Here is a 24,655-nt window from a genome sequence, read left to right on the forward strand (position 1 = left end):
GCTTGCCTACCAACTCGGTTGTGGAAAAAGTCTCTTGTAATAGAAATTAAATTGAATAAAATATGCTTATTCTGAATATTAAATACAATAAAATGTTTGATAATTTACCGATTGAAGTGTCAGCTCATATTTATTCGTTTTTTAATAAACAAAATGAGAAACATGTATTTTCAAGAATCAGTAGAAAATATAATAAAATATACTGGATTGAACAGTGCAAAGAAAAATATGGGTTCTCTCCTGAAGAAGATGCTCGAGAAATTTATCTGGCGATGGCTCTAATTGATGAGGCTATAGATAAAAAAAATTCTATCGATGAAAAAGAAATTGATTTATTTTATGAAAAATTAATCCAATACAACACGAATTATCCAGGAAATTCTGAAGTTATATATCACCTTGCTAAGTTATATTTAAGAAATAAATCCAAGTATCAAAATATTGAACTAGGCAAATCACTTTGTGAGCAAGCGGCAACATTAAATCATAATGGTGCTAGACAACTGCTTGGAAGTTTTTATCGAGATGGATTATATGGTTATCCTTTCGATGCTCTTGTTGCCATTAAATATTATAAAGATGCTGCTATCAGCGGCAGTAATAATGCAGCTGTGGAACTTGGTATTTCATTTAGGGATGGTTGTGGAAGTATAGAAAGGAATGTAGAGCAAGCAATTTATTATTTAAATATGGCCGTCAATCGAAATGATAATCGGGCAGCTCGAATATTAGGACTTTCTTATTGTGATGGAATAGGTGCTATACCGCAAAATCAAGAGAAGGCAATATTGAATTATAAATTGGCGGCAACACGAGGAGATAATATAGCTGCGCGGGATTTAGGATCCTCTTTTCGTGATGGACTAGGTTGTATTAGGAAAAACGCCGAGTTGGCTATTGAATATTTTAGAATGGCAGCTTTACGAGAAGATATTGAGGCTGCAATAAATTTAGGTGTATCTTTTGCTTTTGGAAGAGGCTGCATTGCAAAGGATCATAATGAATCTGCATATTACTTAACTCTTGCCGCGAATTCTGGGGATCAACGAGCTGTAAAAATGCTGGAAGATTTAAACATGAATCTAAAGCTAACATTAAATTAATCGACAATAGCTCCTATTTGGAAGGAGCTATTTATTAAAATAAGTGATTAAAAGTAATCGGGAACGAAAGGCGCTTTCTCCAGGGTTCCAGTGCGACGATCCTGATGATGCCAATTTTTTACTTCGTGACTTGCTTTAGTCATAAATTCTCTGAATTTCGAGTCATCAAGTCTTAGCTGCATTAAACAGGATTTAAACTTTTCTTCTGCAGAGCCATTAACATATAGAATGTCATCGGGTCCTTTTCCTTGCGCATCACTTGTTCTAGCAGCAAGAATGTGTAAGGGTGAAATAGCAGATGAACGGTACTCCATTAAATCAATAAACCCTAAGTCATTATTTCCCTCAACAGTTCTGCTTGAATTGAATCCTAAAGTTTGCCCTTCAAAGTTCACAGCGGTTTCTGGATCAATTAAGGTAGCATACACATATGCTGTTTTATGCTGTATTGTTGACTGAATATCTGCATATAAACTCCCAATATATGGGCTAGCACTTAAAACGACGCTTTCTGAAGGATCTCTTTGGTTATCATATTTGGGAATAAATCCTTCCTTGAACACGCTTTCAGGAGGTTGGGTTGTGCCTCGATACATAACACAAATACTTTTATTTTTAGGACGACTGGTATACATCGAATCTGTGAAAAACATATTTGCATAGTATGATGTCATTGAATCACTACTATTAAGATATCCATCAATTTTCTTTTGAAAATCTTGTTCAATTTCTTCCGTAGTTATATTTAAGACTCTCTTCTCTAACATAATATTTACTCACTTTAAAGCATTAATTTGGGCTTACAGATTACTTATGTTTGGCGTATAAATAATCTATATGAGTAAATATTATTCATCAGCAAGTATTAATTACACCTTAAAGTGTTCATTATTTATTTTATGATTGCTTAAATTTTTTTATGATTTAGGACGTGGATATTTTTTAATGTAGATAAAAATCAGTAGATTAGAAGAAAATTTGTCCTATTTAGACATCTATAGATAATCTGATAGAAATAATTTTGTTTTCTAATTTTAATAATGACTTCGTAGAGATCGTTCTCAATCGACGAGTTCATCTCTCCTTTCCTCTAAAACTCATCTCTTGCTTACTGCTCAAGAAAAATTCGAATCCGGTTTAATGTGCATTTAAGAATATTTTTTTCTGTGTATAATATTATGATTCTATAATATTGGGTTCCAATTATGAGTTGGTTTAAAAAACTATTGCCTTCAAGAGTGAGTACGAGTTCCTCCCAAAAAAAAGGAGTTCCTGAGGGTTTATGGCTTAAATGTTCAGGCTGTAACGAAGTTCTCTATAGTACTGAATTAGAAAAGAATTTAATGGTATGTCCCTCCTGTAATTTCCATCATCGGATATCTGCACGGGTCCGAATTCAGCAATTTCTTGATGAGGGAGGCCAGGAAGAGATTGCTGAATTATTAGAACCTCAAGATCGATTAAAGTTTAGGGACTCAAAAAAATATAAAGATAGGATCTCACAAGCACAAAAAACAACAGGCGAGAAGGAAGCTTTGATTATTGTCAAAGGTACGTTATTACAACAACCTGTAGTTGTTGGATCCTTTGAATTCAATTTTATGGGTGGCTCCATGGGCGCTACGGTAGGGGAGAAATTTGTTCGTGCAATTCAAGTAGCAACAAAAGAACAAAGACCTTATATTTGTTTTACTGCAAGTGGCGGTGCACGGATGCAAGAAGGGCTTTTTTCCTTAATGCAAATGGCCAAAACTTCAGCTGCTCTGGCCAAATTTGCTGAAACGGGCTTACCTTTTATTGTCGTGTTGACTGATCCAACCATGGGCGGGGTTTCTGCCAGCTTTGCAAGTCTGGGAGATGTGATTATTGCTGAGCCTAATGCGTTAATTGGTTTCGCTGGTCCCAGAGTTATTGAGCAAACTGTAAGACAAACTTTACCTGAGGGGTTTCAGCGTAGCGAATTTTTGTTAGAGCATGGACATATCGATATGATTCTCGAAAGAAAAGATATCCGTCCAGTTGTTGCTGAATTAATTGCTAAATTAACGCGCAAAAGTGTAGGGGATTCAGTTGCCAAAGCAGGATCGTATTAGAACTCTTACGAAGCATACGGTAGAGAGAGAAATGCGAGAAGATACGGAGCACAGAACCGGAGTGTACACGAGCGTATATGAGGATTCGAGTACTGTATCGACGAAGCAGTTTCCTTCTCCTGCAGCGTTTCGAAAAAGGTCTATTGATGAATGGTTGCATGATTTAGAAACTAGAAATACTCAAGAAATACAACTTGGTTTAACGCGTATTATGGACGTTGCAAAGAAATTAGGTCTACAACGTCCAGGCTGTCCGGTGATTACTGTAGCAGGTACTAATGGAAAAGGTTCAACAGTAACTGCTCTTGAAATGATTTATCATGTTGCCGGATATAAAGTTGGCGCTTATACCTCACCCCATCTTATCCAGTTTAATGAACGTATTCGTGTCAATTTAACACCCATTTCTGATGATGACTTATGTCAGGCTTTTAGTCTTATCGAAGAAGCTCGTGGAGAAACTCTTTTAACTTATTTTGAAATGACTACTTTGGCAGCATTGTGGCATTTCAAAAAAATGGAATTGGATGTCATTATTCTTGAAGTGGGATTAGGTGGTCGATTGGACGCCACGAATATTGTGGATGCAGAATTATCCATAATTACTACCATAGATTTTGATCATCAGGAGTACTTAGGGAATACACTTGATGCAATTGGCTATGAGAAAGCGGGTATCCTTCGTTCGGGTAAACCATTCATCTATGCTGATATTAATCCACCTGCATCAGTAACTCATGTAGCGAAACAACTTGGTGTTCCTGCATATTTGTGGAGCCAAGAATTTTCTATTCAAGAAGAAAACTCTGTCTGGAGTCTACATTACGAGGAAAAACTGAGTCTTTCCTCAGTTTATGGATTACCTAAGCCTGCAATACAGCTCAAATCAGCTGCTGCAGCAATTACTGCATGTGTTTTACTTGAACATCATCTGCCAGTGGCACTTTCCCATTTTCAAATTGCCATGCAACGTATTAATATTCCCGGTCGTTTGCAATTGCATGAAGACAAGGTGAGCACTTTATTTGATGTCTCTCATAATCCTCAATCGGCAAGATTACTCGCAGATACTTTGCGCATGATGAAAAAAACAAAAATTCACGCTGTTTTTTCTGCTTTGAAAGATAAAGATATTTTTGGCCTGATTATGCCTTTGAAGGATTGTGTTGAGCGATGGTATCCTGCACAATTGGATAATAAACGTGCTGCTAGTGGAGATTTGTTGCTCACCTTTTTTAAGGATGCAGAAATTCCTGTAGAAATTTGTTATAATAACCCCCTTGCAGCTTTTGAAGCTGCATTGGAACAAGCTAAACCTGGTGACTTAATTGTTGTTTATGGGTCATTTTTTACTGTAAGTCATGTTATGGCTAATAGGAGATTCAATGAAATTAGTAATTGATGAGAAGCTAAAACATCGTTTGGTTGGTGTAGCTGTTGTTTTATCATTAGGTGCAATTTTTCTGCCTGCAATGATGAAGAAATCAAGTCAACGCCTTGAAAATAATTTTAGTGTAAAGGTACAGTTACCTCCTAAACCAACAACTCCTGATGTAGCGATAACTGATGAAAAGGAGATGTTTAAAACCATAAAAATAGCCAAGATTGAAATTCCTCCTGCCGTAGAACAAAAAAAGTCCAATCCCCAAAAAGAAGACTTTATTCAATCCGCTCAAAAAGCTGATGATGCAGCTGTATCTGTTGCTAAGGCAGTGGCATCTAAAGCGGATGCTGCAGCTGTAGCGAAACCAATAGAGTTAGCATTAAGTAATGCAGCACAAAATGTTGTTAAAAAACAAGTAAAAGTAGCCGCTGCAACGAGACCAGCTACACCCGCTAAACCGATTAAACCGGTCGCAAATGTGAGTCCTAAAACGATTAACAAGCCGGTAATTGCTCGAGTAAATACAAGCAATACTAAAAATTACAAAAGAACTATTTATGCTGTTCAATTGGCCTCGTTTTCGAAGTTGGCTAATGCCCAATCCTTGGTTAGCAAATTACGTAGCAAAGGATATAAAGCAAGTTACATCAAAATTGCTGGAAGACAAGGTGTTATTTATAAAGTTTATGCGGGACATTCACCTATTAAAAGTGATGTGATGAAATTAAAAATTCAATTAGCAAGTGCTATGCAGTTGAATGGTTTTGTAGTCAATACTGGAGTTAGCTAACCATGCAATTTCAATGGGTTGATTTAATTTTTATAGTAATAATTGGCTTATCTTCTATTACCGGTTTATTAAGAGGATTTATTAAAGAATTTATTGCATTAGGGGTATGGATATTAGCGGTATGGGCAGGCTATACCTATTCAGGAGCCCTTAATCCCTATTTACAGCCTTATATACAAGATCAATCACTTCGTACAATAGCGGGTTTTGTTATTGTTGTGCTTGGTGTTTTAATCGTCGGAGGTATTGGTAATGCGATACTTGGCCTTTTCTTAAGGGGCAGCGGTTTAGGCGCTATGGATAAAGTTCTTGGTGGCATTTTTGGCTTTTCCCGTGGTGTTTTCATTCTTTCTCTTATCTTCGCAGTACTCAGCATGACCTCTTTGCCTTATCAGCAATATGTCCAAAGCTCCAGAATTTATAATCAAATGTTACCTGTTATAAACTGGATATCTAGTTCTTTACCGGGCGTTATTAATAAAGCAAAACAAACGGTATCGGCAAACGAGTCCTTTAATTTTATTGATATAAGCCCTGATCTTTAATGTATTTATAGACTGATTGAGGGAGCTTGTTTTTAACATCAGCTCCCTTTTCTATTTCTTCACGAATGAAAGTGGACGAAATATCATAATTGCCTGCATCAAATAAAAAAACACTTCCTGCTAGTGTGTTTAAGAGTTCTATTTTGCTTTTAGTTCGATATTTTTCCAAAAAATCCTGCATAATTTTTGGGACAGCTTGCCTGGCAAATTCTTTTCTATTGATTACCAGTAAATTTGCTAGAGTAATAATTTTCTCCCATTGATGCCAACGGGGTAATGATAGAAAGGCATCATATCCAATAATCAAAGTTATAGATGCATTGGGGTATTCCAGCCTAAAACTTTCTAAAGTTTCAACCATATAAGAAGGGGTGTCGCGTTTTATCTCGCGTAAATCAAGCTTAAAGTCTGGTGCCTCTTTAATTGCCAACCTCAACATTTCTACTCTTTGCTCGTTATTCGCTAACGTTGGTGGCTTTATAGTTGGTGTTTTACAAGGGAGAAAAATATAGGAGTCAAATTTAATATGTGTCTGAATAAATTTGCTGGTCTGCAAATGACCATTATGTATGGGATCGAAGGTACCGCCAAAAATAGCTATGCTGTGCATGTGTCACCTATTAATTTCCCCAGACAAAGTGAGAGGGCGGTGTTTTCTAGGGAGTTCCATACTTGGGTGTATGAGCTATTTGATTTGATACGTTCATCGATGGAGAAACAATATCGATGAAGCTGCTGCAGTATTACTTGATTAAATCGCTTACAACATATTTTATAGAGGTTGACGCGCTGGGGCCAAATTTTTAATTGGCTGCATGCATTTTGAATATCAATTTTCTTTTCCATTAAATAAGAAAGCTGTAGGATTAATCTTATTTCCTGACTGAGCATCCATAAGACTAAAGTAGCTTCTGTCTTATTATTTGCTGCATGACGTAGAATCTGAATTGCCTTATCTCCGTGACCAAGGAGACATGCATCGACTAGCTCGAAAAGATCATAGTCACATTGATTGAATAAGTGCTCCAATACGTGTTGCGTCTCAATTTTGCTGTTAGGAGTATAAGATAAGGCCATTTTTTCAATAACTTGCGCACATGCTAGCATATTTCCCTGTGTATATTGGTGAATTAAATCGGGAATTTGCAGATCATAACTCATGAAGTTTTTCTTTAACTGCGTAACTATCCAACTTTTCATTGCTTCTGAGTTAAGCGGATAGGATAGGATAAGTGCCGCCTGTTCATGGGATGATATCCACTGTAATTGTTTTGCAGGTACATTCGGAGCTCTAATAACAATGAAACAACGTGAATTAATCAAGTTAAGGTATTCAGTGAGAATTTTCTTTCCCATAGCGTCTATGGATTTCTTATCATAAAAAATATTCAAGAGTACGGTATCTGAAAATAAGGAGTAACTGTTTGCTTCTTCCCTTACAGTATTCCAATCCTCTGCTGACTGAATGGATATGATTTGCTCATCGTAGTTATAATTTTTTTTGATGGCTGACTTTATGGTAGCTAAAGACTCTTCCAGCAAGTAATTATCTTGTCCAATAATTATATAGAGTGGAGCAATTTTTTTTTCTACTTGCTGGGCAAGCATTTGTTGTTTGATTTGCATGATAATTTTAGTTTAAGCATGTGCATGTGTCGTTTTTTCTTACCCACGCTACCTTTTTTCTTATCTGAGTTTAGGCTCTTGTAGATGGCTAAGTCGATAAATTATTTGGGTCACCGCATCTTGCTTCATTTCTCCAATTAAAATACTTTCTTCATCTTTAGAGCCTAGAATTCTGTTATTATTCAATATAAGTTCCCGGGAAATACTTATTCTACCAGGAGCATTAATAACTTGGCCTGCGCGTGTTTTCAATACAAATACTACGGTTAGAGTTAAAGTATATTGTCGTGGATTTGTACTTGCTCCAACACTGATGATCTGTTGTTGTAAGTTAACCTCATTAACGATTAACCAATATTTGGCCCGAGAGGGCTCAGGATTCACTTCAACATCGGATCCTTCCAGTCGAGATTGCAGTATTGAGACAAATTGTTTGTCATCATTTTCAGAAATAATGGCTACATTGTTAAGCCAGTTGGGTACATTGTCCATACCTCGTAGATGAAACCCACAAGCTGATAATAATAAGAGGAGCAGTAACGGTACTAGACAACGTAAAGTTGCAATTTGACGTTTTTGTTGTTCATGTCCCGCAAGTTGTATGCGAAGTCTATACGGGACTTTAGAAACATCAGGATGGTTAGACTTCATTAGTTAACAACCAAATTAATTAATTGCCTGTGTGCAACAACGATTGCTTTTTTTACTGTTTTATCAGCCAGAAAGTCTTTTACATGCTCTTTGGCTGCAGCAATTAAAGCTTCTTCTGCAGCATCTACGCCCGCGGTAAATTGAGCTCTTAGTTTCCCATTAACTTGAACTACATAATCCACTTCATCGGTTTTTAGAGCACCTTTATCTACTCTTGGCCAGTTTGCATCAATAATTGCTTTTTCAAAGCCTAATTGTTGCCAAAGATGATGGGTAATATGTGGTGTTATAGGAGCCAATAATCGCAACAGAATACTCATGCTGGAGTGAATAAAGAATTTATCTTCTTCAGTTTCTATAGAATAGCTCGAAATTTCATTAAACAGCTTCATGCAACCGGAAACTACTGTATTGAACTGATTTCGATCATAATCATGTGTCGCTTGTGCAAGAGTTTGGTGCACAACAAGACGTGATTTCTTTAAACGACTTTCCACTTGCTGCCAGTTCACATGTCCATTACCACTTAGAATGATGTCATTGATTTCAATGAACATATTTTGATACTGATGAGCAAAAGCCCAGATGCGCTTTAGAAAACGATGTGCGCCTTCCACAGCAGTATCTGACCACTCTAACGATTGCTCAGGAGGTGCAGCAAACATAACAAATAGACGTGCCGTATCAGCCCCATAAGTATCAATAAGATGATTGGGATCGACTACATTACCAACAGACTTAGACATTTTATGTCCGTCTTTTAAAACCATTCCTTGGGTTAACAGGGCTTTAAATGGTTCATCCGAATTCACTAAACCTTCATCACGCATTAGCTTGTGGAAAAAGCGAGCATAAAGTAAATGCATTACTGCATGTTCGATCCCACCCACATATTGATCCACAGGAGTCCAATATTTTGCTCGGTCATCAAGCATGGCATTTTCCTGACCTTTACATGCAAAACGAGCATAATACCAAGATGACTCAACAAAAGTATCAAAAGTGTCTGTCTCACGAGATGCATCCTGACCGCATTTTGGACAACTTATGTTAACAAATTCTGGACATTGAGCAAGGGGTGAACCGGTTCCAGTAAATGTTACATTTTCCGGAAGAATTACTGGGAGATCTTCATCTGGAACGGGCACAGTACCACATTGTTCGCATAAAATCATGGGAATAGGGGTGCCCCAATATCTTTGTCTTGATACGCCCCAGTCACGCAACCTATAGTTAATTGTTGCTTTTCCTGCATCATGTTCTTCAAGAAAACTGGTTATGGTCTCCACTGCTTGGGAGGAGCTTAATCCATCAAATTGACCTGAGTTAATTAGTGTGCCTTCTTCAGTATAAGCAGACTTGTTTAAGTCATGTTTTATGTCATTTGCTGGTTTAATGACTTCTTTAATAGGTAATTGATATTTGCGTGCAAATTCCCAGTCTCTTTGATCGTGTGCTGGGACTGACATTACAGCTCCAGAACCGTATTGCATGAGCACAAAATTTGCCACCCATATTGGTAGTTCTTCACCAGTTATAGGATGGACTGCCGACATACCTGTAGCGATACCTCGTTTTTCCATAGTAGCAAGTTCAGCCTCAGCCATTTTAGTACCTTGACAGCTGTCAATGAACTCCTTGACTTCCTTACGAGTGCTTGCTGCTTCTTTGGCAAGGGGGTGATCCGTTGCTACTGCAAGGTATGTTGCTCCCATTAAAGTATCAGGGCGGGTTGTATATATTTTTAATCGTTTGGGATAATTATTGACGCTGAAATGAATTTCGGTACCTGTCGAGCGACCTATCCAGTTGCGTTGCATTTGTTTTACTTGTGCAGGCCATTCATCTAATGTGTCGAGTGAGCTGAGGAGCTCATCAGCATAAGCTGTGATTTTAATAAACCACTGAGAAATTTCTTTTCGCTCCACAGGAGCACCAGAGCGCCAGCCGCGTCCATCGACGACTTGTTCATTTGCCAAAACGGTTTGATCGACCGGATCCCAATTTACCACGGCATTTTTTTTGTATACTAAGCCTTTTTCGAATAATCGAATAAAAAACCATTGTTCCCATCGATAGTATTCAGGTGCACAAGTACAAATTTCACGTCGCCAATCATAGGCATTACCAAGACGTAAAAATTGTTTTTTCATGGACTCTATATTTTTTTTGGTCCATTCAGCAGGGGGGATTCCGTTTTTGATGGCGGCATTTTCAGCAGGCAAGCCAAATGCATCCCAACCTATAGGTTGAAGAACATTTTTACCCAACGCACGTTGATAACGAGCAATAACGTCACCAATAGTGTAGTTACGAACATGCCCCATGTGTAATGTCCCACTTGGGTAGGGAAACATGGATAAACAATAAAATTTCTCTCTGTTTAAATCTTCTGAAACGTTAAATGATTGTTTTTTATGCCAATACTGTTGAGCTTGTTCCTCAACTTCTTGTGGTATATAGGTATTATCCATAGTCCGATTTTTTAAGTGACTCTAAATCGCTAAGGATAACTCCTCTTGTGTCTGCCAGCAATAGATTATTACTGGAATAAGCGACGAAGTTGAATAAAAAGTATAAAAATAAGAAAAATTGTACAAAATATAAGTACTGGATACTCATACCAAATAATCCATGGAGTGAGTCCTTCGGCCGGAAATATACTACTTTGCAATAGGCCGGAACTGAATGGAGGTAGACTTTCTACTATATCTCCGTTTGAGTCAATTACTGATGATAAACCGTCATTATTGACTACTACTTGATAACGTCCTGTAAGTAGGGAAAGGATTTGAGCCATTTGTAATTGTTGGTAGCTGGCTAATGAGTGTCCAAACCAGCCATTATCACTCATTGAAACAATCCATTGGGCTTTAGGCATTTGATCACGTAAAATATTGGGGTAAGCAATCTCATAGCAAATGAGGCTTGCTATAGGATGGCTTTCAATTCGAATTAGGCGTTGCTTTCTTTTTCCTGGTAATAAATTGGGTTCAGGTAAATTCAACCAACGATTAATGGTAACCAGAGGTTTGGGAATATACTCACCAAAAGGAACCAAATGGCGTTTGAGTTTTTTCCCTTTTGCCTGTCCAAGAGTAATTACCGAGTTGTAATAATTTGTTTCACTATCATTTGTAGGCTGTAAAATGCCTACCATAAGTGCGCTGTTCGCTTTCAGAGCTTTTTTATTCAGTTTTAACAGATATTTATCCAAGTAACTTGCAGGCAATGGTATGGCTGACTCTGGTAAAATAATTAATTGTTTACCTAGGAGTTTATTAATTGCATTTTCATAGTATTTTAATAAATTCCAAAATAAGGTTTCATCCCATTTGTCGCGCATGGACAAATTAGCCTGAACAGCACCTACACTGATAGGCTCTTGTTTGATTTGTGACCATGAAATGCTTTTACAAAGTATTGGACTCATCATAATGAGTACAATTATGATCAAGTAGAGGTAACGTTTTTGGGAATTTTGTGACACAGCTAAAGTCAGTAGTGCAGAAATTAGAACACAGACAAAACTGAGTCCGTAAATTCCTAAAACAGGAGCGATGTATTTAATCGGTGTATCAATGAGGATGGTGCCTATTAATAGCCAGGGAAAACCGCTAAATAAAGTAGCACGGCAGTATTCACTCAAGCACCATAAAACACAAAATAGAGCTAAAGACACTAGTTTTCGATTTTTAAGCTCAAGCAATTGATACAGATAAGCAACAAGGGCAGGGAAGAGCGCGAGATACATAATAAAAATTAATGTAACTAATCCTGCAAAGAAATAATTAAGTTGGCCATAGTCGTGGATACTGACTATAACCCAGGAAACTCCAAACCCGAAATAGCCTAGCCCATAAAAAAAACCAAGTGCAAAGCCTTGTTTTGCGGAGCAATTTTGTAGACTTGAATAGAGAAAAGCCATACTTAACAGCGCTAATCCTGGGATATGAAAAGGAGCAAAACCAAAAGGCGCCAGAAGGCCTGCTATAAATACAAAAAAGTATTTAACATAGCGAAGACGAATTGATGAGTTCAGAGGGATGGAGTTGGCTAAAGCGGTTTGCTTCATGAGCTGTTAAAAAATTATAAAACGATAAGATAATTGAGTCCTTCATCCAGGTCAAGAATTAGTGAAACATTTTTAATCGTAACCCGGTGAAGTGTAATGAGATTAATATTCCCGGGTTTCGCTTCACCCAGGCTACAATTGATGACGATGAGTTGATAGGTCTGGGCACTTGTATTATTTTTTCAGAACATAAGTTCCTGGTGCATCACAAATCGGTCTTATTTCTTTCTCAGGATTGCCTAGTTCAGGTGGTTTCTTTTTTGTACCCGAATAATCTACGAGCCATTTTTCCCAGGCTGGCCACCAAGAATCTTTAAAATGAGGAGCTCTTTCCAACCAAACATTGGGAGCTAAATGTTTATCATTTTCTTTATGGGTTAGCATTTGATAACTTCGTCCGGATTCACCTGGCTCATTAACAATCCCTGTATTGTGTCCTGCATTGGTCAATACAAAGGTAATATCGCTATCAGTAAAATAATGAATTTTATACACTGACTTCCAAGGGGCTATATGATCTTTTATAGTACTTACTGCAAAGGTAGGTATTTTGATATCGGCAAGATTAATGTTCTCATCAAGAATTTTAAATCGTCCTTCAACTAAATCATTATTTAAAAACAAACTGCGTAAATACTCACTATGCATTTTGTAGGGCATGCGTGTGGTATCGTAATTCCATGCCATTAAGTCACTCACTTCCTGTCTTTTACCCAATAGATAATCATAAACCATCCGAGACCAAATGAGGTCTATGGAGCGTAACATATTAAACGCACCAGCCATTTGCGAACCATCTAAATAACCCTTTTCCCACATGATATCTTCAATATAGGTAAGCTGGTTTTCGTCAATAAATAGCTGCAGTTCTCCTGCATCCTGAAAATCGGTTTGCGCTGCAAACAGTGTAATCGTTTTTAATCGATCATCATTATCGGCGGCCATTTTTGCAGTAACCATTGTTAATAAGGTTCCCCCAATACAATAACCTACCGCATGGATTTTTTCTTTCGGAATAATTTGATTTATTATTTTTAATGCATCCATCACGCCATATGTCGCGTAATCAGAAAAGTTTAAGTCTCTATCTTCAGAGGTTGGATTTTTCCAGGAAATCATAAAAACAGTGTGCCCTTTATCCACCAAGAATTTAACCATTGAATTGTTAGGCGAGAGATCAAGAATGTAATATTTCATAATCCAAGCAGGGATGATTAAGACTGGTTCTGGATGCACTGTTGCTGTTGTAGGTTCATATTGGATAAGCTCAATTAAATGATTTCTATAAATAACTTTTCCAGATGTTACTGCTACATTATTCCCTACTTTATATTGTTCACTTCCCGCTGGTGGTTTGTCATTCAGTTTTAGGATGATGTCATCAAAAAAATTATTCCATCCTTTGATAAAATTCATGCCACCTTCATTCATTGTGGTCGTAATCACTTCAGGATTTATTCCAGGAAAATTAGATGGAGCAAAAACATCCAGAATTTGGCGTGTTACAAAATTAACTATGTTTTCATGATGCTTGGAAATACCACGAAGATGTGTTGTAGCATTCTCCCACCATTCTTCTGTTAATAAAAAGGATTGTGAGTACACGTTGAATGGGAACTGAGACCATAATTCATTTTGAAAGCGGTGATCGGTTTGACGTACTTCAATACAGGGTTCACATTTATTCTGGCTTTGTTGCTGTATGTATAACAATAAATGGCCTAGTTTTTTGAGTGCATTTTTATTTAACTCAATTCGCTTTGCCGGCGAAAAAATTAAATAGATTAGCCAATCTGTAAAAGACATCATGAGGGTCCCTGGAGATAGCCAGTTACACAATTGACTGATTAAAGCGTGGAATAATCTATCAAAACTTAGCCCTTCATAGTCGTATTTTTCTGATTCGGTTAATAAGGGGGGCAGGGCATTCTCAGTAGATTTTGGGGGCTTTTTTTTGGATTTACTCATAATCAATTCCCTTTATGAATTCAAGAATTTTAAAAATACAGTCCTTGTTTAAATGTTATGTATTAAAAAAATGGAATAACTCGATTTTAATTCTCATTTTGTTTTGTACATAGTTTTTTGTTCTGTACATAGTATTAGAGAATACTATCCAATTCTTAATATTTTGTGTAGGATTATCCCGTTTTATAATGGGAGAGGGATAAATGTATAATGTAATGATTACTGGTGCAGGGAAAATTGGTAGCTTAATCGCTTGCTTATTATCAGAGAGCGGTTCTTATCAGGTTCATCTGGTTGATATTGATTTTAATGGATCAGATGTAAAAAGGCTGTTGGACGCAGTACCCAAAATTAAAACAGTAGCCTTAGATGTTCGAGATCAGCAGTCAACCCAAGCTTATATGGAAAAAAATGGTATTGTGACCGTTATTTCAAGCCTTCCATATTTTCTAAATACTTATGTTGCGGAAGCTGCTAAAGCTGCCAAAGCACATTATTTTGATCTCACTGAAGATACCGCGGTGACTGAAGCGGTGAAAGCAATTGCTCTTGATGCAGAAACTGCATTTGTACCTCAATGCGGATTGGCTCCTGGATTTATCAGCATCGCTGCAAATAGTTTAATGCATGAATTTGAAGAGTGTCACCATGTTAAATTACGTGTTGGAGCTCTTCCTCAAAATGCAAATAATGCATTGCAATATTCATTAACTTGGTCAACTGATGGAGTTATTAATGAGTACGGCAATCCTTGTTATGCAATTAAATATGGAAAGGCAGTAACTTCGGCACCTTTAGAAGGATTAGAAACCATTCAAATCGATGGTTGTGAATATGAAGCATTTAATACCTCAGGTGGATTGGGAAGTTTGGCGGAATTGCATGCAGGTAAAGTACAAACCATGAATTATAAAACAATGCGTTATCCTGGCCATTGTTCAAAGATGCGTTTATTAATGAACGACTTGCGACTAAATCAAGATAGACCTACGTTAAAACGGATTTTAGAAAATGCTATTCCTAAAACTTATCAAGATCTTGTGATTGTTTATGTTTCTGTTGAAGGAATAAAACGCGGCGAGTTGACTGAAAAAAATTATGTGAAAAAGATTTACCCTGCTGAAATTTGTGGTTTGGAATGGTCAGCAATTCAAATAAGCACTGCTTCTGGTGTTTGTGCAGTAGTCGATTTAGTGCTCGGACAAGAGAATGAGTATAAGGGGTTGATTTTACAAGAAAAATTCCAATTGTCCGCCGTGTTGGAAAACCGCTTTGGTCGCTATTACGCTTAATCTAGATATCTTGGTTACTGTCCCGGATTATTTTTTTGTGAATCCGGGTTACTATGGAGGCATTTAATGGACATATTAAAACGCTTGAAAATTCACGCAGTTAATCCGGGCGCCTTTAGTGGTCAAGGTTGGCAAAGTGGGATTCATGAGCATCAATTAATCTCTTATAACCCTGCAAATGGTGAAAAACTTGCAGAAATAGCAACGTGCACTATGCGCGATTATGAAGAGGTAATGACTCGTGCTCAACATGCTGCGCATGAGTGGAAAAAAGTTCCAGCTCCCAAAAGGGGAGAAATTATCAGGCAAATTGGCCAGGCATTGCGTGAACATAAAGATGCTTTGGGAAGTTTGGTTTCCCTTGAAATGGGTAAATCCAAGCAGGAGGGAGATGGAGAGGTTCAGGAAATGATTGATATAGCCGATTTTGCGGTAGGTCAATCACGTATGTTATACGGTAATTCCATGAACTCGGAACGTCCTCAACACAGAATGTATGAGCAGTGGCATCCATATGGTATTGTTGGCGTTATTTCGGCGTTTAACTTTCCCGTTGCAGTTTGGTCTTGGAATGCTTTTCTGGCTGCTATCTGTGGTAATGTGACTTTGTGGAAACCTTCAGCAAAGACTCCCTTGTGTGCTGTTGCGGTTCAGCATATTTGCAATGATGTGTTAAGAGCTAATGGTTGTCCGGAAATATTTAGTTTAATTATTCCAGAAAGCCACGATGTGGTTGAGGAAATGGTTAATGATAAGCGGATACCTCTTATTTCATTTACTGGTTCAACAGCTGTAGGTAAAAAGGTTGCAGAAAAAGTTGCTACCCGATTAGGTAAAACTATTCTGGAGTTAGGTGGTAATAACGCAATTATCCTCGATGAGTCAGCAGATCTTCATTTAGCAATTCCAGCCATTGTTTTTGGAGCAGTGGGTACTGCAGGTCAACGGTGTACCTCTACACGACGTTTATTTGTTCATCATTCTAAGTATGATTACGTTGTAGAGCGTTTACGTTTTGCCTATGAGCAAATAACAATTGGTGATCCTTTAGATAAGAAAAATTTAATGGGACCGCTTATTGATGAACAGGCTGTGCATCAATTTAATCAGGCAATAGCTCGAATTAAGGAAGCAGGTGGCCGGATTATTTTTGGCGGTGAACCCGTGCAGCGCCCTGGATTTTTTGTTCAACCTACATTGGTATGTAATGTAAAAAATCATTGGGAAATTGTTCAAGAAGAAACATTTGCGCCAATTTTGTACGTTATGCCTTTTCAAACAATCGATGAGGCGATTGCTTTACAAAATCATGTACCCCAAGGATTGTCTTCTGCCATGTTCACCCAAAACCTGAAAAATGCGGAACATTTTTTAAGCGCTTGGGGTAGTGATTGTGGAATAGCTAATATTAATATAGGGACTTCAGGTGCGGAAATTGGTGGTGCATTTGGCGGGGAAAAGGAAACCGGTGGTGGACGTGAATCGGGTTCTGATTCTTGGAAAGCATACATGCGTCGACAAACCAATACGATAAATTGGGGAAATGAATTACCTTTAGCTCAAGGTATTCGTTTTGATTTGTCTTGATTTTGGTCAATTGTTGTAGCCTGGGTGAAGCAAAGCGTAACCCGGGTTCATAGAACATAAATTACCCGGGTTACGCTTTGCTTCACCCAGGCTACATTCATTAACGAGGAAAAAAGAATGCAGGGACCTTTTTTTATAAAAAAAGTCGCAGTTCTGGGCGCTGGTGTTATGGGTGCACAGATTGCAGCGCACTGTGTTAACGCAGGCATAGAAACGTTACTCTATGATTTGGCATCTAAGGAAGGAAATGCGAACGCACTGATTGATAAGTCAATAGCTAACTTAGGGAAGCTAAAACCTGCTCCTCTTGCTACTGCCCAAACTGCAGCATTACTGCAAGCACGAAATTATGATCAGGATCTTGCTGATTTATCTTCATGCGATTTAATTATTGAAGCAATAGCAGAGCGTTTGGATTGGAAAGAAGATTTATACAAGCGGATTTCTCCATTTTTAGCACAACACGCTATTTTAGTGAGTAATACTTCCGGTTTGAGTATTAACTCTTTATGTTCTGTTTTACCCGAAGCACATAGAAAGAATTTTTGTGGCGTTCACTTTTTTAATCCTCCACGTTACATGCACCTTGCAGAACTTATTCCTGCGAAAACTACGAATAAGGAATTAGTGGATAACCTGGAAACCTGGTTAACTCGTTACCTAGGTAAAGGAGTGGTACGTGCCAAAGATACGCCCAATTTTATTGGTAATCGTATAGGCGTATTTTCTCTCTTAACAACCTTACATCATGCTTTTTCTATGGATATGGGATTGGATGAAGTTGATGCATTGACAGGTCCTTTGTTAGGAAGACCAAAGTCTGCCACATTTCGTACTATGGATGTTGTTGGTCTAGATACCATGCAACATGTAATCCACACAATGCAGCAGCAGTTACAAGATGATCCATGGCATCCTACGTTTAAACTGCCCGAATGGCTGCTTAATCTTATTAAAGAGGGACATTTAGGCCAAAAAACAGGCCAGGGTATCTATAGGAAAAATGGCAAAACGATTGAGGTTTATGATGTTAGAACAGCAACTTATCGCCCAGCTCAACCTGTTGTAAGTGATGAGTTGAAAACGATCATGGGTAATCCTGATCCAGCAGTACGCATGCAAAATCTAGTTACTTCGAATAACAAGCAAGCACAATTCTTGGCTGCATGCTTCAGAGATTTATTCCATTATTGTGCTTATCATCTTGAGTCAATTGCAGATAATGTTAGAGATGTTGATTTGGCGATTCGCTGGGGCTTTGGATGGATGCAAGGACCTTTTGAAACGTGGCAATTAGCAGACTTGGCAAAAATGACTCAGTATATTAATCAGGCAATAAAGGAAAAATCATCGCTGAGTACCGCGCAATTGCCCGGATGGCTTTTTGAAATCGATGCCTTCTATACTGAAACTGGCGCATATTCTCCGCAGATGAATGATTATCAATCGCGAAGTCAATTACCTGTGTACAAACGTCAATTCTTCACTGACCGGGTTATAAAAGAATCAGCACATCCTACACCTGTGATTTATGAAAATGAAGGTGTGCGTTTATGGCATTTACAAGATGATGTGGCTGTAGTGAATTTCAAAAGCAAGGCAAATACTGTGGGACAAGCAGTTCTTGATGGATTGGAGGCCGCAGTAGATACTGCAGAAAAACAATGTCGTGGGCTAATTATTTATCAACACGATGCGACTAATTTTTGTTCCGGTGCTGACTTGCGCGGTGTTCTTAATTTATTAATTAAGGACAATAAAATGCAGGCTTTGGACACTATGATTGCACAATTTCAACGTGTCGCTTTACGTTTGAAATATAGTTCTCTTCCAACAGTTGCAGCGTTGAGAGGGCGTGCTCTTGGGGGTGGCTGTGAATTAATGATGCATTGTGATGCTGTGGTTGCTGCCTTTGAAGCTTATCCGGGTCTGGTTGAGTTTGGCGTTGGAGTCATACCTGCTGGTGGTGGATGTAAAGAAATGGCCATGCGTGCTGCACATCTGGCTCCTAAAGGAGATTTGATGGCAGTTCTTCAGAGTTACTATCAACAAATCGCCACTGCGCAAGTTGCAGGTTCAGCCGCTGATGCAATGCAGATGGGCTATTTACGCAATACGGACAGTTATGTCATGAATGCGGATGAAGTACTCTATGTTGCATTGGCTAAAGTGAATTTTATGCATACGGAAAATTACTTGCCTCCTTTAAAGAAACAGTTTCAAATTGCTGGAATTGAAGGTAAAGCACGATTACAAGCAGGTTTGGTCAACTGGTTAGAGGGTGGATTTATTTCTCAGCATGATTATTTCATTGCTACGGAGTTGGCAACAGTGCTTTGTGGGGGCAATCTCAATCAAAACACATTTGTTGATGAGAACTGGATGCTTAAGTTAGAACGAGAAGCTTTTATAACTCTCGCTGGATCCCAATTAACTCAAGCCCGGATTAGTCATTTACTAGAAACTGGCAAGCCGTTACGCAACTAAGGGAGATTTGAAAATGACTAATGTATATATAGTTGATGCATTACGTACTCCAGTAGGTAAAGCACCACGCGGTGTATTTAAGAATATGTTACCGGATGATTTATTGGCCCATGTGATTAAAAATTTAATGGAGCGTAATCCATCAGTGGATCATCAGGAACTAGGCGACGTTGTTATAGGTTGTGCTATGCCTGAGGCAGAGCAGGGTATGAATGTGGCACGTATTGCATCATTACTTGCTGACTTACCTCAATCTGTTCCCGCAATGACAATTAACCGCTTTTGTTCTTCTGGGGTGCAAAGCATTGCTACCGTTGCAGAGTCTATACGTAGTGGTAACATGCATTTGGCTCTTGCTGGTGGTGTTGAAAGCATGTCTATGGTTCCTTTAGGTGGAAATAAATACACAGCAAATCCTGGCATATTCAATAATGACGATATTGCCATCGCATACGGGATGGGTATTACTGCTGAAAATGTTGCAAAACGCTGGGAGATTACGCGAGCGCAACAAGATGAATTTGCTGCTGAAAGTCATAAAAAAGCTGTAGCAGCACAGCAACGTGGTGACTTTAAAGCAGAGATCAGTCCTGTAGAAATTACCTTAAGACAGTCAGATTTAGAAAATGACACAGTAATCATGAAGAAAAAATGGGTAAATGATGATGAAGGACCACGAGCAGATACTTCCTATGAGGTTATTTCTAAATTAAAACCAGTCTTTGCTGCAAAGGGAACAGTTACCGCAGGAAACAGTTCACAGACCAGTGATGGCGCAGGCATTGCTTTATTGGCCAGCGAACAGGCTTTACATCAATATAATTTAAAACCAATAGGACGATTATTGAGTTATGCTGTCGCCGGGGTTCCTCCTGAAATTATGGGGATTGGTCCTATCAAGGCAATTCCAGTTGCTTTAAAACGAGCGGGCATTACTTTAGATCAGTTGGATTGGATAGAGCTCAATGAAGCTTTTGCAGCGCAAGCTTTGGCGGTGATTAAAGAACTTGATTTGCCTCGAGCCAAAGTGAATCCTTTAGGTGGCGCTATTGCCTTAGGACATCCTTTAGGCGCTACAGGTGCGATAAGAACAGCTACTTTATTGCATGGGTTAAAAAGAACTAAAGGACGATATGGCATGGTCACCATGTGTATTGGTACAGGCATGGGCGCTGCTGCAATATTTGAAGCCTTATAGTCTGTAACGGGTGATGGGTATTGTAGCCTGGGTGCAGCGAAGCGTAACCCGGGTTTTCCAAGACACAGGCTTTTCCCCGGGTTACGCTTCGCTGCACCCAGGCTACAATCTGATATTATTTATGAACGGTTACAAAGAAGCCAGATCTGCACTTTGCTACATTTCAGGTCACTTTTGTAAAGAGATTTTTAAATAAGATACTACTTAGTTTTTATCGCGGAATATGATGCGACCTTTGGTCAAGTCATAGGGAGTTAATTCGACTTTGACTTTGTCACCAGTTAAAATTCTAATGTAATTTTTACGCATACGACCAGAAATGTGGGCGGTGATAACATGCCCATTTTCTAATTCAACTCGGAACATGGTGTTGGGTAAGGTATCGATAACCGTTCCAGCCATTTCTATATGATCTTCTTTTGCCATAGGTCTCTCAGTAATCTACCAAATTTATAAGGTTCATTATTATATACTTAACTGCGTGTATACTGCACTAAAATGAAGAAAATGGCAATCTAAGCTCATTAAAATTTAATTATTTGTATTACTCCAAAATTGGTTTCCTGCAGATATTATTGACTCGGCTATTAATTCAATCTCTCTTATCTTGCTTTATGAGTATTAACTAATCCAGGAATATCCTCAGCTACAAATAGATCGCCAACGTAGTCAACATAATGTCTCTCTTGACTGGCTTGCGCTCGACTGGGTCTAATCAATCCGTGCAGATTAAATTCATTTTTTTGTAATTCAAAACTCAGTGTCTTAATCTGCTCTGGAGTAACGCTTTGTTCAAATAGCATCTTTGCAGTATTGAGAAAGGACTGCATTTCCTCATCAAAAGTTGCTTTATCTTGCATATATTTTGTTTTTACTTCAAGGGTATCTGTAAATGCAGGCTCTTTAGGTGGCTTAGGAACGATTTTCCAACCCTCATGTGTTAACCCCAATCGGATATGTTTTACCATTTCATGTTCTTGAGAGTAATATGAAACAGTCATAATCCCTGCTGAATTATCTCTTATTAAAAATACAGCCTTAGTTTCTTTTTTTGTAGCACCATGGCTATCCAAAATATCATGTAATTGGTAACTGCTAAGTTTTCCGAAAATAATAGAAACTTTAGACCCTGGTTCATTATTTTGTTTGGGATCCATAGGCAAATACTCCGGGTTATTTAGTTACTACATTATCAATTATTGAAGCCATCACAGGATGAAATGGTAATGGTATGTCTATATCGTATAATAATAGTACACTGATGTTACTATTTGAAATATTAAGGCAAAATGATATTCCATGGACCTTGCTTGGTAGGGTATTCTAATGACTGGGATAACAGGTGAAGAAATTCTTTTCGTTCGATAACTTTAGCACCTAGACTTTGTAAATGATTGGTTGGAATTTGGCAATCAATAAAATCAAAGTTCCAGTCTACCATAGTTTTACATAAATAATAAAAAGCAATTTTTGAAGCATTAGTTATCTTGTGAAACATCGATTCACCAAAAAAAGCATGGCCCAAACTGAGTCCATATAAGCCTCCTACAAGTTCATCTTCATACCATATTTCAAAGGAGTGAGCATAGCCCATGGTATGTAGGCGGGTATATGCTTCAATCATTTCTTTTGTTATCCAGGTATTATTTATTCGTTCAGTACACGTAGCACATGCAGTAATTACTTCTATAAATGCAGTGTCTATTGTGAATCTGAAGGATTTTTTTAATGATTTTTGTAGGCTACGAGATACTTTAAATTCGTTGGGGAGCAATATGAGTCTTGGATTTGGAGACCACCAGAGAATAGGTGTTCCTGGCTCATACCAGGGAAAAATTCCTTGTTTATAAGCTTGAAGTATGCGTTGGGGTGATAAATCACCGCCAATGAATAATAGACCTTGGTCATCACTTGTTTCTGGATCTGGAAAGAAGTGAGTTTCATTATAACTCAATACAATCTCCTAGATTTATCAAGAATTTTTCTCTTACAAATCTTTTTTATTCTACAATTATTATAAACCTAGAAAAAGCAGTTGAAACCTGCTGTGTAAACTAAAGGCATCAAATCTGCTGGATTGTTTTAAAACAATGCAACATCTTCAGTTTGCACACTACGATTTCTACTGCTTTCTCTAGGCTAAACAAGAACCGGAGGAAGCAATTGGATCATCTGTACAGCTTGGGAAATATTTTAATGCTTTTGAGTCTTTGTTTTAGAAAAGTACTCTTCCTTCGTACAATATTTATTCTATCTGATTTGTCGTTTTTGCTTTATGGCGTATTGGCTGATGTACCTCCGGTTGCATATTGGGCTATCGCATCCTTAGCAATTAATTTTGTACAAATTGGTATTTTGTTAAGAGATATGATACCTAGAGACTTACCTTATGATTTGCAACAAATAAAAGATTTATTTTTTTCAAGTATGCAAACGAGTGATTTTATTCGCCTCATTAAATTAAGTTACCGAGGGACTTCCAGCAATAAAAAAATGCTGACTCAAGGGGAACCTGTAGAAAATTTAATGTTGATCACTGATGGTTTGGTTTATCTTGATGTAGATGGAGCTACTATTGAAGTAGGTCCTTATCATTTTATTGGTGAAATGAGTTATTTTAGAGACGGTAAGGCCAGCACTAGCATACACTCACGAGAACCGGTAAATTTTTTATATTGGCGTTATTCCGATTTGCGTCGCTTACAAGAAAAAAACCCTCCCTTATTTATGAAAATGGTTGAAGCGATGGGGAAAGATATTATGTTGAAAATGCTTCATCAAAATAAAACACCAGAGTCACCATAAAGTGGCAGTTCTACTCGGAGCAGCAAAGAAGAGTTATCGCATTATAAGTCCGCTTCACTGCGCCAGATTTCAATTAAACGTTATTCCCTAAATTCAAATCCAAATATTGTTCTGCATCAAGAGCAGCCATACAGCCAAAACCAGCAGAGGTAATGGCTTGTCGGTACACATGATCAGCCACATCACCACAAGCAAATACACCAGGAACGGAAGTGCTGGTTGCCATACCTTCTAGTCCTGACTTAATCACAATATAGCCATTATTCATAATCAGCTGATCTTTAAACAAATCAGTATTAGGTGTGTGTCCTATAGCAATGAATACACCATCGATATTTAATAATTCCTTTGTATCATTTTGTACATTACGAATTAAAGCTCCAGTTACTTTTTTATCATCGCCAATGACTTCATCAAGGGTGGAGTTCCAAATTATTTTAATATTGCCATTGCGTGTTTTTTCAAAGAGTTTATCCTGAAGGATTTTCTCAGCACGTAGACTGTCGCGTCGATGTACTAAGGTTACGGAGGAAGCAAGGTTAGACAAATAAAGCGCTTCTTCAACGGCAGTATTTCCTCCACCAATAACACAAACTGCTTTATTGCGATAAAAAAAGCCGTCACAAGTGGCGCAGGCGGAGACTCCTCGGCCTTGATAAGCTGACTCTGACTCTAATCCCAGGTATCGTGCAGAGGCTCCAGTAGCGATAATCAGCGCATCACAAGTATAAATATCACTATCACCATGCAGTGTAAAAGGTGCTTGTGCTAAATTCGCTTTAACAATATGATCAAAAATAATTTGGGTATCAAAGCGTTCTGCATGTTTTTGCATACGCTCCATCAGGGCAGGGCCTTGCAGTCCTTCGATGTCACCAGGCCAGTTATCAACGTCTGTTGTGGTCGTTAATTGACCTCCTGGTTGCATTCCAGTGATTAAAACCGGATGAAGATTGGCTCTTGCAGCATAGACTGCAGCGGTGTAACCTGCTGGCCCTGAACCTAATATGATTAAGCGGTGATGATTGCTTGAGCTCATTGTCTCTGCCTT

Annotated in this window: 21 protein-coding genes; 10 read left to right on the forward strand and 11 right to left on the reverse strand. The window is 38.2% G+C overall.

Translation table 11 applies throughout. The annotated features are described in order from the left end of the window. The first annotated feature begins 62 nt into the window (after positions 1-62). Complete coding sequence (locus Lani_RS12595; protein WP_019233133.1) at positions 63-1,103, forward strand: tetratricopeptide repeat protein; 1,041 nt, start codon at positions 63-65, stop codon at positions 1,101-1,103. A 47-nt stretch (positions 1,104-1,150) separates the two neighbouring features. Here Lani_RS12595 and Lani_RS12600 read toward each other — a convergent pair whose 3' ends face one another. After that, entirely contained in the window at positions 1,151-1,870 is a 720-nt protein-coding gene (locus tag Lani_RS12600; RefSeq protein ID WP_019233132.1) for a hypothetical protein, read from the reverse strand. A 438-nt stretch (positions 1,871-2,308) separates the two neighbouring features. Between Lani_RS12600 and accD the strand changes: the two genes are divergently transcribed. From accD to Lani_RS12620, 4 genes are read left to right on the forward strand one after another with little or no spacing between them, the layout of a single operon-like run. Continuing rightward, entirely contained in the window at positions 2,309-3,196 is an 888-nt protein-coding gene (accD, locus tag Lani_RS12605) for an acetyl-CoA carboxylase, carboxyltransferase subunit beta (protein WP_019233131.1), read from the forward strand. Beyond that, entirely contained in the window at positions 3,174-4,598 is a 1,425-nt protein-coding gene (folC, locus tag Lani_RS12610) for a bifunctional tetrahydrofolate synthase/dihydrofolate synthase (RefSeq protein ID WP_019233130.1), read from the forward strand. Before accD ends, folC begins: the two co-directional genes overlap by 23 nt. Beyond that, positions 4,582-5,370, forward strand: coding sequence for an SPOR domain-containing protein (locus tag Lani_RS12615; protein WP_019233129.1), 789 nt, complete (start codon positions 4,582-4,584; stop codon positions 5,368-5,370). Before folC ends, Lani_RS12615 begins: the two co-directional genes overlap by 17 nt. A 2-nt stretch (positions 5,371-5,372) precedes the next feature. After that, on the forward strand, positions 5,373-5,915 hold the full coding sequence (locus Lani_RS12620; RefSeq protein WP_019233128.1) for a CvpA family protein: 543 nt from the start codon (positions 5,373-5,375) through the stop codon (positions 5,913-5,915). Here Lani_RS12620 and nadD read toward each other — a convergent pair. The 6 genes from nadD to Lani_RS12650 form a co-directional block, all read right to left on the reverse strand. Beyond that, positions 5,890-6,525, reverse strand: coding sequence for a nicotinate-nucleotide adenylyltransferase (gene nadD, locus Lani_RS12625; RefSeq protein WP_019233127.1), 636 nt, complete (start codon positions 6,523-6,525; stop codon positions 5,890-5,892). The two genes, Lani_RS12620 and nadD, sit on opposite strands and share 26 nt — an antisense overlap. After that, positions 6,513-7,541 (reverse strand): DNA polymerase III subunit delta, encoded by a 1,029-nt coding sequence (holA, locus tag Lani_RS12630; RefSeq protein WP_019233126.1) that lies wholly within the window; start codon positions 7,539-7,541, stop codon positions 6,513-6,515. The genes nadD and holA overlap by 13 nt, the downstream gene beginning before the upstream one ends. A gap of 60 nt (positions 7,542-7,601) precedes the next feature. Then, positions 7,602-8,192: an LPS-assembly lipoprotein LptE gene (locus Lani_RS12635; protein ID WP_019233125.1), complete on the reverse strand. Its 591-nt coding sequence runs from the start codon at positions 8,190-8,192 to the stop codon at positions 7,602-7,604. Then, positions 8,192-10,666, reverse strand: a complete 2,475-nt coding sequence (gene leuS, locus Lani_RS12640) for a leucine--tRNA ligase (protein ID WP_019233124.1) — start codon at positions 10,664-10,666, stop codon at positions 8,192-8,194. Before leuS ends, Lani_RS12635 begins: the two co-directional genes overlap by 1 nt. Before the next feature lie 68 nt (positions 10,667-10,734). Beyond that, positions 10,735-12,267, reverse strand: a complete 1,533-nt coding sequence (lnt, locus tag Lani_RS12645; protein WP_019233123.1) for an apolipoprotein N-acyltransferase — start codon at positions 12,265-12,267, stop codon at positions 10,735-10,737. Between the two features lie 174 nt (positions 12,268-12,441). Further along, on the reverse strand, positions 12,442-14,235 hold the full coding sequence (locus Lani_RS12650) for a PHA/PHB synthase family protein (RefSeq protein WP_019233122.1): 1,794 nt from the start codon (positions 14,233-14,235) through the stop codon (positions 12,442-12,444). A 203-nt stretch (positions 14,236-14,438) separates the two neighbouring features. Between Lani_RS12650 and Lani_RS12655 the strand changes: the two genes are divergently transcribed. The 4 genes from Lani_RS12655 (at position 14,439) to Lani_RS12670 (ending at position 20,799) form a co-directional block, all read left to right on the forward strand. Continuing rightward, positions 14,439-15,527 carry a saccharopine dehydrogenase family protein gene (locus Lani_RS12655; RefSeq protein ID WP_019233121.1) on the forward strand — a complete coding sequence of 363 codons (1,089 nt, stop codon included), beginning with the start codon at positions 14,439-14,441 and terminating at the stop codon, positions 15,525-15,527. Positions 15,528-15,593: 66 nt separating this feature from the next. Continuing rightward, positions 15,594-17,114, forward strand: coding sequence for an L-piperidine-6-carboxylate dehydrogenase (gene amaB, locus Lani_RS12660; RefSeq protein ID WP_019233120.1), 1,521 nt, complete (start codon positions 15,594-15,596; stop codon positions 17,112-17,114). Positions 17,115-17,231: 117 nt separating this feature from the next. Beyond that, positions 17,232-19,601, forward strand: coding sequence for a 3-hydroxyacyl-CoA dehydrogenase/enoyl-CoA hydratase family protein (locus Lani_RS12665; RefSeq protein ID WP_019233119.1), 2,370 nt, complete (start codon positions 17,232-17,234; stop codon positions 19,599-19,601). A 13-nt stretch (positions 19,602-19,614) separates the two neighbouring features. Further along, entirely contained in the window at positions 19,615-20,799 is a 1,185-nt protein-coding gene (locus Lani_RS12670; protein WP_019233118.1) for an acetyl-CoA C-acyltransferase, read from the forward strand. A gap of 204 nt (positions 20,800-21,003) precedes the next feature. On the opposite strand, the gene infA is transcribed toward Lani_RS12670, so the two are convergent. The 3 genes from infA to aat form a co-directional block, all read right to left on the reverse strand. Further along, positions 21,004-21,225 carry a translation initiation factor IF-1 gene (gene infA, locus Lani_RS12675; RefSeq protein ID WP_019233117.1) on the reverse strand — a complete coding sequence of 74 codons (222 nt, stop codon included), beginning with the start codon at positions 21,223-21,225 and terminating at the stop codon, positions 21,004-21,006. A gap of 176 nt (positions 21,226-21,401) precedes the next feature. Then, positions 21,402-21,956 (reverse strand): hypothetical protein, encoded by a 555-nt coding sequence (locus tag Lani_RS12680; RefSeq protein ID WP_019233116.1) that lies wholly within the window; start codon positions 21,954-21,956, stop codon positions 21,402-21,404. A gap of 122 nt (positions 21,957-22,078) precedes the next feature. Next, positions 22,079-22,753, reverse strand: coding sequence for a leucyl/phenylalanyl-tRNA--protein transferase (aat, locus tag Lani_RS12685; protein ID WP_019233115.1), 675 nt, complete (start codon positions 22,751-22,753; stop codon positions 22,079-22,081). A 242-nt stretch (positions 22,754-22,995) separates the two neighbouring features. On the opposite strand from aat, the gene Lani_RS12690 reads away from it, so the two are divergent. Next, positions 22,996-23,604, forward strand: coding sequence for a Crp/Fnr family transcriptional regulator (locus Lani_RS12690; protein WP_109981832.1), 609 nt, complete (start codon positions 22,996-22,998; stop codon positions 23,602-23,604). Positions 23,605-23,677: 73 nt separating this feature from the next. On the opposite strand, the gene trxB is transcribed toward Lani_RS12690, so the two are convergent. Continuing rightward, positions 23,678-24,643: a thioredoxin-disulfide reductase gene (trxB, locus tag Lani_RS12695; protein WP_019233113.1), complete on the reverse strand. Its 966-nt coding sequence runs from the start codon at positions 24,641-24,643 to the stop codon at positions 23,678-23,680. Positions 24,644-24,655 lie beyond the last annotated feature (12 nt).

This window comes from Legionella anisa (assembly GCF_001467525.1).
GTDB lineage: Bacteria > Pseudomonadota > Gammaproteobacteria > Legionellales > Legionellaceae > Legionella > Legionella anisa.